Genomic DNA, 13,358 nt, shown 5'->3' with positions numbered 1-13,358 from the left:
ATATTATTGCACCTCTACAGAGCCATCCCCTAAGATAGCTTCAATAGCCTTGATGGATTCATCACTAGGATTAAAGCACATGTTCGGTGGCAAGTTAATGCGCTTCCGTTGACGGTGCAAATATAGCGATGTTGGCACAGAGCCTGCGGTGTTCGTTAACAGCCGTTTTAAGGCTTCACTATTTTCTGGCGTGTCATATTGACTATAAATGTGGATGGCCACATGTTTTGCCTGACTATAGTTTACCTTTAACGGCATAATGCGGTCTGCAATAATTTGCACACCCTTTTCATCCGCATCAACGCGGCCTTTTACCTTAACGATCATATCGACCGCAAGGAATTGTTGACTTTGACTAAAGACCTTAGGGAATGCTACGACATTAGCCGCACCAGAATAATCTTCGATACGAAGAATGGACATAACCTCATTCCGTCTCGTCATGCGGTCCGTCTTATTTTCAATCAAACCGCCAAAGGTAATGGTTTGACCGTCATATTGCTCTGGATTTTCTACGAGAGCGCCCAGTTCAAATAGGCCCTCTAGCTCCTTCGCATAGCCTTGCAATGGATGGCCTGTAATGTAAAAGCCTGTATATTCCTTTTCATCCTTTAGTTTATCGTCTTCCGATAAATCCTCCACATTCGGTACAGGAATGAAATCTACGGATTTTTCTATATCTCCAAAGAGACTCATGGTGCCCATAGCGGCATCCTTTTGCTCTTTAGCACCAACGGCTTGAGCACTTTCATACATGTGCAATAATTGATTACGGTTTTCCTTGAAACCATCCATGGCACCGCATCGAATGAGACTTTCAAGAAGTCGTTTATTAACAACCTTGTTGTCCACTCGTTTACAGAAATCTACGATATCTGTATAAAGGCCGTGCTCATTGCGCTCACGAATCAAGCGATCAATGGCATTATCCCCTACGTTCTTGATACCGCCAAGGCCGAAGCGAATAGCATCACCTTGTACGGCAAAGCTACGTTCAGAATAGTTAATATCTGGCCCCAATACCTTAACATTATGCTTCTTGCAGGCATTGATATAGTACGTCAATTTTTGCATATTCTGCATGAAACTAGTCATGGTAGCCGCCATGAATTCAGGGAAATAGTGGGCTTTCAAGTATGCTGTTTGGTACGCGATATACGCATAGGCCGCACTATGTGATTTATTAAAGCCATAGCCAGCAAAGTATACGAGCAAGTCGAATACTTCGTTTGCAATGGACTCTTCTATACCATTATTTATGGAACCTTGAATAAAGGACTCGCGCTGCGCTTTTAGAACAGATTCCTTTTTCTTACCCATGGCGCGGCGCATCAAGTCCGCTTGACCAAGGGAGAACCCGCCCATAGCAGATGCAATCTGCATAACCTGCTCTTGATACAAGATTACACCAAAGGTATCTTTCAAAATCGGCTCCAAAATAGGATGTAAATAGGTAACCTCTTTTTTCCCATGACGGCGGTCGATAAAGTCCGCTACCATGCCAGAGCCCAATGGGCCTGGACGGTACAAGGCTACCAATGGAATTAAGTCTTCAAAATGTTCAGGCTTAAGGTCCATAACAAGCTTGGTGATACCTTCTGATTCGAGCTGGAATACACCAGACGTATCACCTTTTGTGAGGATATCACAAGCCGCTTTATCATCGAGCGGTATTGCATCTAAATCGAGATCAATACCACGGTTCGCCTTGATGAGCTTTAAAGCATCCCCCATAACCGTCAAAGTACGGAGACCCAAGAAGTCCATCTTTAAAAGACCTAATTCCTCGATATTATCCTTGTCGTACTGCGTTACAAAGCCTTCATCATTGGCATTTTGTACTGGTACGTGATCATCGAGAGGGTCCGCAGAAATTACGACGCCCGCTGCATGAGTGGACGAATTTCGCGCTATGCCTTCTAGCTTTTTACCAAAATCAAATAACTCTTTAACATTTGGATCGGCTTCGTATAAAGCCTTTAACTCTTTACCTTGTAGAGCCTTATCTAAGGTAATCCCTAGTTCGTTGGGAATCATCTTAGCAATGCGGTTTACTTCCGCCAGTGGTAAGTCCAGCACACGACCTACGTCACGAATTACCGCACGAGCCGCCTCAGTACCAAAGGTAATAATCTGAGATACTCGCTCCTGTCCGTATTTTCGCGTTACATATTCGATAGCTTGACCACGCTTTTCATAGCAGAAGTCAATATCGATATCGGGCATGCTTACCCGCTCTGGATTTAAGAACCGTTCAAAGAGCAAATCGTATTTTAATGGATCAAGGCCTGTAATACCAAGTAGATAGGCAACTACAGAACCGGCCGCCGAACCACGACCAGGACCTACTAAAATGTCATGCTCACGGGCATAGCGTACATAGTCCCATACGATGAGGAAGTAATCCTCAAAACCCATGGTACCAATTACATCTAACTCGTAGTCTAAACGTTTTTGTAACTCTTCAGAGGTTTCACCATAAAGACGCGGAATTTCTCGCTCACAAACCTTACGTAAATAGGTCTTAGACGTTTCCCCTTCTGGTACATCAAAGTGTGGCAAGTGATGTTCGTCAAAATTGAATTCTACGTTACAGCGGTCTGCAATTTTTAATGTATTTTCCATGGCCCCTGGAATATGTCCAAATAGCTCCGCCATCTCATCCCCAGATTTTAGATAAAACTCATCATTCGGGAATTTTAAGCGGTCTACCTCAGCACGGCGACGGCCTGTAGAAATACATACCTTTATATCTTGTGCGTCTGCATCCTCCTTTAAAACATAGTGAAAGTCATTAGACGCTACGATGCCAAGACCGTATTCCTTACTGAGCTTAATGAGCTCCTCTTGAGCCTTTGCCTCCTCTGGTAGTCCATGATTTTGGATTTCTAAGAAGAAATTATCTTTCCCGTAGGTCTCAATATACCATTCGATGGAACGCTTCGCGGCGTCCATATTATCTTGCAAGATATACTGTGGAATTTCCCCTTGAATACACGCACTGAGGGCAATAATCCCCTTGCTGTATTGGCGCAATAAATCGCGGTCTGCACGAGGACGATATAACATGCCTTCCGTAGACGCTTTAGACACGATTTTTACAAGGTTACGATACCCTTCCATGGTCTCCGCCAACAAGATAAGGTGTTTTAGTCTTTCACGGCTACGACCTTCCGGTTTATCAAGGCGACTATGTTCCGTTACATATACTTCACACCCAATAATCGGTTTAATACCTTGTGCTACACATTCCTTATAAAAATAAATGGCTGCGTACATATTGCCATGATCCGTAATGGCAAGGGCTGGCTGATTTAACTCCTTCGCACGACGTACCATGTCAGGCAAGCGACTGATGCCGTCAAGCAAACTAAACTCTGTATGACTATGTAAATGCACAAATGGCTGCATGGTACACCTCCTTTAAGTGCGATGAGCAAAATACACGTTCAATGACTTCTTACGAGCCTTCCAATCTGGCAAAAACTGTGCCACTAGATTGTGAAAGTTCTTGGAATGGTCTAAATATTTAAAATGAGCAAACTCATGGACCATAACGTACTCAATATACGCCTGTGGCCCCTCTAATAAACGGGTGTTCATCTTGATGAGCTGCTTGGCTGGCGTACAAGAACCCCAACGACTCTTCATACGCTGCTGTTTTATGGTTGGCATAGGCACATCAATACCTTGCTTGTGGTAGCGTTGATACACGACCTTTGCCCAATGAACAAAGACCTTCTCCCCTAAATTACGCCAATAGCTTTGCATTAATTTATGCTTAGCATCAAAGGTCGTACCACGAGGCACTACCATAGTAAGGATTGCTTTTCCGTCAAAGCCAATGTGAGGCTTGCCATCCTGCTCAACTAGGCGCAATGTAACGGGAATGCCGAGAATTGATAAGCTTTCACCATTCACATACTGCAACGCATCGACGCGCTTGGCATTCAATGCATCAATCTTGTAACGAGCCCGCTCAATGAAGGGCATATTCTCGATAACAAACTTGTCCACCCTATAATCCGGCACATAGGCATTCGCCGACACATGGATCACACCATCCTTTGTAATGCGCATGTTCATGTTTTTCACACGCTTGATGGTTAACTCATATTCAATTCTGTCGCCATTATAGGTAATAGACCTAGTTGTTGAAGTATTCATACCTTTTATTTTATCATAAAACACTCATAAAATCGTAAAATTCTAGTAATTTTAATAGAACTACTTAGATTTTAAGCAACACTAATTTTTAGTATTATATAATAAAAAATTCTAGCACTTCATACCTTTAAATATGCGTTTGCACAATATAGTAGTTTTATTTTTATATTATAGCTTCTCTAAAATAAGCTCTACATAAAATAAGCCATATTATGTAATAAAATACATAATATAGCTTATTAGGATACTTGGATTTAATTTAGTTAATTTACTAATTTAAATAAAGATATTTTATTTTGCTTCTACATAATATAGTAAACCATCTGATTTATAGAAATCGATACCAGCCTCAATCTTCTCCTTAGTAGCAGAGACAAAATACACTCTTAGTTTAATACTAATTTTCTTCAAAAGTAACTGTTGACGTTTAGGATTAAATCTATTCTCATGGAAATCAATTAAATCAAAAAGTTCAATAGCATCTTTAAATGACTCAGAATATTTATAGCCTAGATTTTTAATTTTACTTAAAACATTATCCTTAAAAGATAATAGTACCTGAATAAGCTCATCATCAATTTCTCTTAGTAATAATGTAAATCCTAACAGAAATATCATCATATTAAACTCAAAGTTTACTAATGAAACATAATCAATTTCTAAATTCAAGTCAGCATCAGCTATAGATTCAAACAATTTAAAATCAGTAAAACAAGAATAATATTTAGGATCCATCAACAAAGTCTTACAGTCTATATCAATGGTATCTATCGTATCAACTAACACCATACTTGGAAAAACACCTTTAACCCATGCTTCAACATCTTCTAGTCCCATACCACGTAAAACAATTTCTTCTAATTCCGAAGATAAATTATTCTTATCAATAATACTCAACATCTTCATTCGATAGATTAATGATTCTAATGTATCTAAATCAATACAATTATATCTATAAGCCTCTAATGTACCTAGGGCAATTAATAAAAAATAAAACTCAATATTTCGTCTTTCACTAATAGTTATATTCATAATTTCTACCTTTATCGTAATGGAATGTCTAAATTCTTAAGCCCATCAATTTAAGGCTTGCGTCAATTCCATTCTAGACTGCTCAACAGCATCATTAAATAAAAACTTATAGCTTAGTCCACAAATTAGCCATACGCTAAAACAGCCTATAAATATATACCAACCAACAGAATAAATTGTTTTAACTTTCATCCCTCAAAGTCCTTTATACAGCCTATATACTAGTTCTATTGAGTAGAGCAGCTAAAGAATTAAAGATATTCCCAGTTGTCACTTTCAATTAAACGCCGATATCTTATAGGTACATTCTCATAACCATCTATTACCTTTATTCTTCCAATAAAATCATCATATTGTTTTTCATCTATATTAAATTTAAGATTTACAAATATATAGTGATCTAAATATCCATCATAAATAATATATTTTTGTTGAACAGGGTCTACTTGACCAATAAAAATTTGATGATTATTAATTGATTTGTATATATGATAATTATCTGATTCTAAGGAGTTTATCAGTTTATATGACTTTATACCAGATGCTATTCTAATCATTTGTCTATAATCATACAAAACACCTTCATTATTTAACTGAACTAAATAATCAGGCTTTATACCGACCACACTACCTAATTCAGCATGAAAAAACCAGGAATTCACTAGAAAATAGATTCCAATTAAAAACAGAGAAAAAATATTTCCTAATAGGCTAATTATTAGTAATCGTTTTTTCCACATCTGCTAATCAACCTCTACTTTCATTCATTCCAAATAGTTTTCTAACCCCATTTTATGTTCTGGCTTTAAACTCATACTCTTTCGTGCAGTAACTAACTTAATAAACAATTCTTCTATAACGTTCTTATCATCCTGACTAAATTGACTATAATGATCTATAATTATAATTTTATCTTTTAATTGTTTATCATGATTTCGTTCTTTGATTAATTCATTAATACTAAACTCTTTTGATTTACTAAAAACCGTTTCATTAATAAAATTATAATCTAATAAGTTATTAGAATAGTACTTCCATACTATACCAGTTTCTAAATCTATCTTAGTAATGCTTCCAAAATCAACATTATAGAATATATTATTAGAAATTTTATACGTATCAATTTTCGATAATTTAGAACCTGTAGCTAAATTATAAATCCCACGGGTTTCGTAAGAGAAAAAGAATGGAAATCTAATTATATTGCCTTCCTCTATAGGAATTCTTTCCCTAAAGTCAGCATAAAATTTACTTTTCCAAACCTCCTGTTCCGCATCAGAGAAACGACTAAATTCCGGATATACATTAGTAATGTCATCTATTCTGATTTCATTAGGTGGCTCTTTATGTAATATAAATACATGATCGTTGTTTAATTCATTATATACACCAATACCATTTGTAGTTATATAATATATTTTCCCTCGTACTTCATCAAAACCAAGAACATTAGAAGCAATTATATTAGTTGGCTCTTTGTAATATATTATACTTCCCCTTAGATCCAAATAGTGGATAAATGGGTGTATAAAATTTGTAGCAAAGAAAAGCCAAACACCCAAAATAATACTTACTACTATTAAACAAGAAAGACCTATTCTCTCAAGCCATTTTTTTGAATTTTTCCCTATCTGCATGAAAGCTCATCCAATCAATTTCATCAACGAACTTAAAATCATTTATCTACATAAGTTAGCTCCAAAGATACCTCACCACTAGAAGTTAATGTATATAATAAAGGTAAAAACCACGTGAGTCACAACTACATTGATAGACTTAATTAATTTCATCCACTAAATACAATAGTCTCGCCCTATATTAAATTTAATTTGACTCATTAAATTCAGACTATAATAGTCCATTATCCATCAGCAATCCCAACAAAGTAAATATTTCGAAAAATAATAAGATACACAAAATAATCCTTACTACACGTCTCACTATAGGCTTAGCAGGAGCAAAAGATTCTATGCTATCATGATTCCCAATCAACTCAGGAATACAAATAAACGCAATAGTAAGACCTATAGCTTGAATTGCACCGCTAACCTCATAATTTGTATTATATAAATTTAGTAAAGAATCAATGAACTCCATTTATATACTGAATCTCCTTATAGTTTAGATAATACATAATAAATACAAGCTTTAATTATCGGTCTTTTTCTAATTTAACGATGATAGCCTTTGTGTTTATATCATGAGTAATATCAACCCAAATATTATCATCTAAATCATATCCTATAATGTGACTCTTATTTACTTCACGCCAGTTTATCTTTTCTTCTGAAAGTATATTCTTTACCGATTCCAAAGTAACACGTTTATATGTATTTTTAAAAACATAAATTTGCCCGTTTCTACCTGTAGCAAAATGCTCTTCACTTACTTTATACGTCGATATAGCTGCTAACTTTTGCTCATATACTGTTAGTTTTTGTATTTGTCCCGGTCTATTAATATACGCAAGTAAAGTAACAAGTCCCATTATGAAGAATGCCATCAAGATAAAACCAATATAAAATTTAACCCTAAAAGGTGTTCGATCTAATATAGATTTTACACCGCTCCATACTTTCATAATGTCTCCTATAAGACCACTAAATATTCAATTTACTTCTATATTTTAATTATATATTAAACCAACTTATATCACCAACTGATATTTTAATATTGTTATCTTTTATTTATTTTTTGAGAATAAAACGACTTAGTCTATAACTTAAGTATTTAAATGAATATAATAAAAAGCACCATCTACCTGGATCCAACGTATGTATCGTTTCCCCTAAGATAGATGGTGCTTTTGTTTTAAATTGTGTGAGTTAAGGAAAGCCCTCAATATACAAAGTAATATATTAAACTACTTTATATTCCGTCGTGCCGCTAAACTACCAGCACTGCTCGCTAGGCCAGCCCGATTGATATGTGGGTTTCCATGTTTGTACGTTTTTGGCTTACTACTTTTATCTTCTACCTTTGATTTCTCAAATTTAGTAAATAAATTATCTAGCTCGCGCAAGAGCGCACGTTTTTGTGAGTCTTTCAACTCAAATACTTCACCTTTATAGGCGATGTATTTATTTTTGAGTACAGGACTGAGATCATAGATGGGCTCATGTTGTTCTCCATTTACATCTAGCAGCTCATCCAAGGTCAATCCATAATAGCGAGACAGGGCACAGAGTGTATCTAAATCTGGTTCGCGATACCCTGTTTCGTAATTTGAAAGCGCCGCATTACTGATACCTACGGCCTTTGCTACTTCGATTTGGCTTTTGCCCATGCGCACGCGAGCACGCTTTAAGTTCTTATAAAACTGCATGTTCATCACCTACATCGATACATAAACAACTACAAACTATATATTTTATAATAATGTATCACTGATTTTTATAGTAGAGTATCACTCATTTTTATAGTAGTGTATCACTGATTTTTTTGAAAGCTTCATCAGCTACGGCTAATGTGCGTTCGATTTCACTGCTCTTATGACAGATAGATACAAAGTTACTTTCATAAGGGCTTGGCGCATAGTAAATACCATGGCTCAAGTTATGATGGAAGAACATTTTGAATTGTTCTTCGTTGCACGCTGCTGCATCATCAAAGTTCTTAACTGGTTTATCAGTGAAGAAGATTGTGAACATGGAGCCTACCCGTTGTACTACAACAGGCACATTGTATTGAGCTGCCAAGCGTTCAAATCCTTCACAAAGGGCAATAGTTGCATCTTCTACTTGTTTGAAAATAGTTGGATCCCGTTGCAAAATAGAAAGAGTTGCAAGACCAGAGGTAACGGCAATCGGGTTACCGCTTAATGTACCGGCTTGGTAAATAGGACCAGCTGGCGCAATTTGGTTCATAATCTCACGAGAGCCACCAAATACAGCAAGTGGCATGCCACCGCCAACGATTTTACCTAAACATGTAAGGTCAGGTTTGATGTTATAACGTTTTTGTGCACCGCCACTGCTAGCGCGGAAACCACACATAACTTCGTCAAAGATCAACACTGCGCCATGAGCCTTAGTCACTTCGCGCAAGGTTTCAAGGAAGCCTGGTTCTGGAGGCACACAGCCCATATTACCTGCTACAGGTTCTACGATGATAGCCGCAATAGTATCGCCGATCTCGTCGAATAGCTTGCGAACCGCATCAGAGTCATTGTACGGCAAAGTAATTGTATTTTCTGCTACACCTTGTGGAACGCCAGGGCTATCTGGTACACCGAAGGTAGCAAGGCCAGAGCCAGCTTTTACCAAAAGTGCATCGCTATGACCATGGTAACAGCCAACGAATTTCACGATACGATCGCGACCAGTATAGCCACGAGCCACGCGCAAAGCACTCATAGTCGCCTCTGTACCAGAGTTAACGAGGCGGATAACCTCCATAGATGGCATGAAGGCTTGTACCTTTTTAGCCAATTCTGTTTCTAGTAGTGTAGGCGCACCATAACTAGTGCCGCGAGGAATCGCCTCTTGCAAGCTAGCAATAACTTCAGGGTTCGCATGGCCCAAAATCATAGGGCCCCAGCTCAACACATAGTCAATGTATTCGTTGTTGTCGATATCATAAATACGGCTACCGCTAGCGCTGCTAATAAACGGAGGGTTAGAACCTACACTGCGGTAGGAACGAACTGGACTGTTTACGCCGCCTGGCATATAACGTTTAGCCTCTTCAAAGGCCTTTTCAGATTTACCGAGTTGGAACATGGTTTCTCCTTACTTTTGTAACCATTTAGCAATATCTATAGCATGGTACGTAATGATAATTTTAGCACCGGCGCGCTTCATAGAAAGCATTGTTTCCATAACGAGGCGTTCTTCGTCGATAAGACCAGCTGCAGCAGCGGATTTAACCATCGCATATTCGCCAGATACATTGTATACAGCTACAGGTAATTCATAGCGGTCACGTGTTTCACGAACGATATCCAAATAGGACAAGGCTGGTTTAATCATGATAATATCTGCACCTTCAGCGATATCGAGTTCGATTTCTCTGAAAGCTTCCAATCGATTAGCTGGGTCCATTTGATAGGATTTGCGGTCCCCAAATTTAGGTGCAGAGTTAACGGCACCACGGAACGGACCATAGTATGCAGATGCGTATTTTGCAGCATAGCTCATAATAGATACATTAGTATAGCCTGCCGCATCAAGGGCTTCACGGATAGCACCTACACGGCCATCCATCATATCGGATGGAGCCACCATATGAGCACCTGCTTCTGCTTGGCTTACCGCTACTTTACAAAGCAATGGCAATGTTTCATCATTTAAGATTTCATGATCATCAATCATGCCACAATGGCCTGTTGTTGTGTATTGGCACAAGCACACATCAGCTACCACCAATAGGTTTGGCACAGCTGCACGGATGGCTTTGATAGCTTGTTGTACAGGTTGGGACATATCCCATGCAGAGGAACCTTGTTCGTCCTTATATGTAGGAATACCGAAGATTTCTACGCCAAGAATACCAAGATCATATACCTGTTGAGCCATTTTTACAGCTTCATCAACGGATAAGTGGTATTGGCCTGGCAACGTATCGATTTCCTTTTTGATACCTTCACCAGGAACGATAAATAATGGATAAATTAAATCAGTTACGTCGAGTGTCGTTTCCCGTACCAAATCACGCATTTCTGGATTGATACGCAAGCGGCGAGGACGGTATGTTAAATCGTACATGTAATCCTCCTAAATGTCCTTTACAATAGCATTTACCAAGCCATCAGTTGTATATACATCGCTGATAACAGCTGGTTTAAGACCTGCACTCATAGCTGTAGCAGCTGTGATAGGTCCGATGCAAGCAATCTTAGTATTGCCTAATAGTTTCAATGCATCATCGCCCAATAATTGGATTGTATTAGTTACTGTAGAGGAACTTGTAAACGTAATGTAGTCTACAGTACCTGCAGTTAATGCATTGATTAATGCTTCTTGTTGAGATGTATCTTGTGTCGTTTCATATAAACGCAAAATATCTACATCTATATCGTGATGACGCAAAGAGCGCGGAATTACATCTCGAGCTACTTTTGGTTGGATGAGCAATACGGAATCGCCTGCTTTGAGTTCTTCTTCAAGAGCCTCTACAGCAGATTCAGCTTTGTAATCTGTAGGAATAATATCTGGAACGATACCATATTTTTGAAGCTCACGAGCCGTAGCACAGCCGATAGCTGCCACTTTAGAGTTACCTAAAGCACGTGTATCCTTGCCCTCTTTATAAAGAGCATCGAAGAAGTAACGAACCCCTTCACCAGATGTGAATACGATGCATTGGTATTGTTTTGTATTATTGATGATGCGACGATCTTCATCAAACAACTCTAATGGAGATGTCTTAATTGCTGCCGCTTCTACTACATTAGCACCTTGAGCTGCTAATTTTTCGCGGAATGCACTAGCTTGGGAGCGAGCGCGTGTCACAACAACAGTTTTACCAAATAGCGGTTTGTTATCGAACCATTGTAATTTTTCACGAAGGTTAACTACATCGCCTACTACGATAATAGCTGGCGCTTTTAGTTGTGCCTTTTCTACGTCTTCTACTACATGTTCAAGAGTAGATACGAGAACCTCCTGAACTGTTTTTGTACCCCAACGAACAAGCGCTACCGGTGTATTAGCTGGGCGACCGTGAGCCATCAATTTTTCTGCAATGGTAGGCAAATTGCCAACACCCATAACAAAGCAAAGTGTATCAACTGCTGTGGCAAGGCCTTCCCAATGAATGCCAGATACGGCTTTAGTTGGATCTTCATGGCCTGTTACAACCGCAAAGGATGTAGCCATAGCACGTTGTGTTACAGGAATACCAGCATAAGCAGGTGCTGCAATTGGAGAGGTTACACCAGGTACAAATTCAAATGGTACACCAGCTTCACCAAGGGCCATAGCCTCTTCACCACCACGGCCAAATACGAGTGGATCTCCGCCTTTTAAGCGAGCCACGATTTTGCCTTCTTTACCTTTTTGAACTAATAACTCGTTGATTTCCCATTGGTGCATTGTGTGATCTTTACATTGTTTACCAGCGTAGATCAACTCTGCATCTGGGCGAGCCCATTCTAACAAATGAGCATCTGCTAAATAGTCATATACAATTACATCTGCTTTTTCAATGCATTCGCGACCTTTTACAGTGATGAGCTTAACATCGCCAGGGCCTGCACCAATTAGATATACCATACCTGTCATTTTATGATTCCTTCCTCTATGAGAGCATCCACAATATGTTTGCCACCTTCTTCATATAAGGCTTTTGCAAGGTTTTTACCAAGAATTTCAGCTTTTTTCGCTGGGCCAGAAATTTCTCCTTCGTATACCGTTTTACCGTCGAGGGACGCAATCATGGCCTTTAAGGTCAATTGACCTTTATTGATAGTACCATGTACCCCCATCGGCACTTGGCAACCACCATTTAGCTGACGCAAGAAGCTGCGCTCCCCTTCAACGGCATAGCGAGTATCTACGTCGTTAATAGGAGCTAGCATTTCAAGCATTTCCGTATCGTTAGCGCGGCACTCGATAGCGAGAGCGCCTTGACCAACGGCAGGAATCATTTCATCAGCTTTAAACACTTGTGTAATTTGGTCATCTAAGCCCAATCGTTTAAGACCAGCTTGCGCCAAGATAACGCCATCTAGTTTTTCTGTTTCAATCTTGCTTAAACGAGTTTGTACATTACCGCGAATCACCTCGACCTGAAGATCTGGTCTCACATGCAATAATTGCGCTTGACGACGCAAGCTACTTGTACCGACGCGAGCCCCTTCAGGCAATTTATCTAATGTTTTATACACAGGGCTTACAAGTGCATCGTAAGGCACTTCACGGGCTGAAATAGCGCCTAAAGTAAGACCTTCTGGCAACTCTGTAGGCATATCTTTCAAGCTATGTACAGCGATATCGATATCGCCTTTATGCATTGCCTCTTCTAGCTCAGCAGTAAATAAACCTTTACCACCAACTTGAGCTAGTGGTTTTTCTAAGATGCGGTCACCCTTTGTATTAAAGTGAACAAGCTCTACTGTAATGTTTGGGTACAGACGTTGTAACTCTGCACTAATATGTTCAGCCTGCCATAGGGCAAGGGCACTTTTTCGCGTGCCGATTCGAATATGGTCTCTCATG

The 13,358-nt window shown here is 39.0% G+C and carries 12 protein-coding genes; all 12 read right to left on the bottom strand.

Annotated elements, in window-relative coordinates; translation table 11 throughout:
- Positions 1–3 precede the first annotated feature (3 nt).
- The 12 genes from KH109_RS06940 to hemC all read right to left on the bottom strand — a co-directional run bounded on the left by KH109_RS06940 (position 4) and on the right by hemC (position 13,357).
- On the bottom strand, positions 4–3,411 hold the full coding sequence (locus KH109_RS06940) for a DNA polymerase III subunit alpha (protein WP_295217099.1): 3,408 nt from the start codon (positions 3,409–3,411) through the stop codon (positions 4–6).
- A gap of 12 nt (positions 3,412–3,423) precedes the next feature.
- Positions 3,424–4,191, bottom strand: coding sequence for a SprT family zinc-dependent metalloprotease (locus KH109_RS06935; RefSeq protein WP_363158737.1), 768 nt, complete (start codon positions 4,189–4,191; stop codon positions 3,424–3,426).
- Positions 4,192–4,458: 267 nt separating this feature from the next.
- The gene (locus KH109_RS06930) at positions 4,459–5,199 is read right to left on the bottom strand and encodes a DUF3969 family protein (protein WP_295217094.1); all 741 of its coding nucleotides are present in this window, start codon (positions 5,197–5,199) and stop codon (positions 4,459–4,461) included.
- Between the two features lie 251 nt (positions 5,200–5,450).
- Positions 5,451–5,939 carry a hypothetical protein gene (locus tag KH109_RS06925; RefSeq protein ID WP_295217090.1) on the bottom strand — a complete coding sequence of 163 codons (489 nt, stop codon included), beginning with the start codon at positions 5,937–5,939 and terminating at the stop codon, positions 5,451–5,453.
- A gap of 24 nt (positions 5,940–5,963) precedes the next feature.
- Positions 5,964–6,836, bottom strand: coding sequence for a hypothetical protein (locus KH109_RS06920; protein ID WP_295217087.1), 873 nt, complete (start codon positions 6,834–6,836; stop codon positions 5,964–5,966).
- Between the two features lie 211 nt (positions 6,837–7,047).
- A complete protein-coding gene (locus KH109_RS06915; protein ID WP_227283227.1) occupies positions 7,048–7,296 on the bottom strand; it encodes a hypothetical protein in 249 nt (82 codons plus the stop codon).
- 55 nt (positions 7,297–7,351) lie between these two features.
- A complete protein-coding gene (locus KH109_RS06910) occupies positions 7,352–7,780 on the bottom strand; it encodes a hypothetical protein (RefSeq protein ID WP_295217083.1) in 429 nt (142 codons plus the stop codon).
- Positions 7,781–8,062: 282 nt separating this feature from the next.
- Positions 8,063–8,524 carry a helix-turn-helix domain-containing protein gene (locus KH109_RS06905; RefSeq protein WP_005385599.1) on the bottom strand — a complete coding sequence of 154 codons (462 nt, stop codon included), beginning with the start codon at positions 8,522–8,524 and terminating at the stop codon, positions 8,063–8,065.
- 91 nt (positions 8,525–8,615) lie between these two features.
- A complete protein-coding gene (gene hemL / locus KH109_RS06900; RefSeq protein ID WP_105084889.1) occupies positions 8,616–9,920 on the bottom strand; it encodes a glutamate-1-semialdehyde 2,1-aminomutase in 1,305 nt (434 codons plus the stop codon).
- Positions 9,921–9,929: 9 nt separating this feature from the next.
- Positions 9,930–10,904, bottom strand: coding sequence for a porphobilinogen synthase (hemB, locus tag KH109_RS06895; protein ID WP_287292800.1), 975 nt, complete (start codon positions 10,902–10,904; stop codon positions 9,930–9,932).
- Positions 10,905–10,913: 9 nt separating this feature from the next.
- Positions 10,914–12,422, bottom strand: coding sequence for a uroporphyrinogen-III C-methyltransferase (cobA, locus tag KH109_RS06890; RefSeq protein WP_295217076.1), 1,509 nt, complete (start codon positions 12,420–12,422; stop codon positions 10,914–10,916).
- Positions 12,419–13,357 (bottom strand): hydroxymethylbilane synthase, encoded by a 939-nt coding sequence (gene hemC, locus KH109_RS06885; protein WP_295217073.1) that lies wholly within the window; start codon positions 13,355–13,357, stop codon positions 12,419–12,421. The genes cobA and hemC overlap by 4 nt, the downstream gene beginning before the upstream one ends.
- Position 13,358 lies beyond the last annotated feature (1 nt).

This window comes from Veillonella sp. (assembly GCF_018381775.1).
In the GTDB taxonomy this organism is placed as follows: domain Bacteria; phylum Bacillota; class Negativicutes; order Veillonellales; family Veillonellaceae; genus Veillonella.
Note: the sequence above shows the minus strand (reverse complement) of the source record. Positions and strands in the feature narration are given on the sequence as shown.

Bases quoted from the DNA above. Each gene is read 5' to 3' on its own strand.
- hemL (WP_105084889.1), bottom strand. From the start codon at position 9,920: ATGTTCCAACTCGGTAAATCTGAAAAGGCCTTTGAAGAGGCTAAACGT.
- KH109_RS06905 (WP_005385599.1), bottom strand. From the start codon at position 8,524: ATGCAGTTTTATAAGAACTTAAAGCGTGCTCGCGTGCGCATGGGCAAA.
- hemB (WP_287292800.1), bottom strand. From the start codon at position 10,904: ATGTACGATTTAACATACCGTCCTCGCCGCTTGCGTATCAATCCAGAA.
- hemC (WP_295217073.1), bottom strand. From the start codon at position 13,357: ATGAGAGACCATATTCGAATCGGCACGCGAAAAAGTGCCCTTGCCCTA.
- KH109_RS06925 (WP_295217090.1), bottom strand. From the start codon at position 5,939: ATGTGGAAAAAACGATTACTAATAATTAGCCTATTAGGAAATATTTTT.
- KH109_RS06920 (WP_295217087.1), bottom strand. From the start codon at position 6,836: ATGCAGATAGGGAAAAATTCAAAAAAATGGCTTGAGAGAATAGGTCTT.
- KH109_RS06910 (WP_295217083.1), bottom strand. From the start codon at position 7,780: ATGAAAGTATGGAGCGGTGTAAAATCTATATTAGATCGAACACCTTTT.
- KH109_RS06915 (WP_227283227.1), bottom strand. From the start codon at position 7,296: ATGGAGTTCATTGATTCTTTACTAAATTTATATAATACAAATTATGAG.
- KH109_RS06940 (WP_295217099.1), bottom strand. From the start codon at position 3,411: ATGCAGCCATTTGTGCATTTACATAGTCATACAGAGTTTAGTTTGCTT.
- KH109_RS06930 (WP_295217094.1), bottom strand. From the start codon at position 5,199: ATGAATATAACTATTAGTGAAAGACGAAATATTGAGTTTTATTTTTTA.
- cobA (WP_295217076.1), bottom strand. From the start codon at position 12,422: ATGACAGGTATGGTATATCTAATTGGTGCAGGCCCTGGCGATGTTAAG.